The organism is Chryseobacterium phosphatilyticum, from assembly GCF_002899825.2.
Lineage (GTDB): Bacteria > Bacteroidota > Bacteroidia > Flavobacteriales > Weeksellaceae > Chryseobacterium > Chryseobacterium phosphatilyticum.
The window spans coordinates 1-483 of the sequence record NZ_PPED02000075.1; the positions used below are offsets into that span (position 1 = coordinate 1).

The 483-nt window shown below is 66.5% G+C and carries 1 protein-coding gene; it reads left to right on the plus strand.

What is annotated here, in order from left to right; translation table 11 throughout:
• Window positions 1–237: 237 nt before the first annotated feature.
• Window positions 238–483: aldehyde dehydrogenase family protein (locus C1631_RS25475; protein ID WP_123966790.1), on the plus strand; the 246-nt coding region annotated here is incomplete at its 3' end.

Here is a 483-nt window from a genome sequence, read left to right on the forward strand (position 1 = left end):
TCCTTGGACAAAGGGCGGGGTCGCCAGGGGGCCTGAAAGGGTCTAACTGATGGAGCCGCAGCCGCCCCGGCGGCAGGCAAAAACAATTGCGAAGACAGTCAAGTCGGCGGCCGCCAGAAGCCGCGTTGGACAAAAGTCCATCTTGATCGGACGAGGCGACTGCTCTTGTCTCCCGCCAAGACGCGGCAAGACCGGCGGCAAGAGCGGTCAACGAACAAGCGCAATGGAGGAAACGCGATGAACAAGCCCGAATTCCTGGCGGATGCCAAGACGAAGTCGCCGTTTTCGGCGCGCTACGACAACTTCATCGGCGGCCAGTGGGTCGCGCCGGCGAGCGGCCGCTACTTCGAGAACACCTCCCCCATCACCGGCAAGGTGATCTGCGAGGTCGCCCGCTCCGAGGCGGCGGACATCGAGCGGGCGCTCGACGCCGCGCACGCAGCCAAGGATGCCTGGGGCCGCACCGCGCCGGCCGAGCGCGCC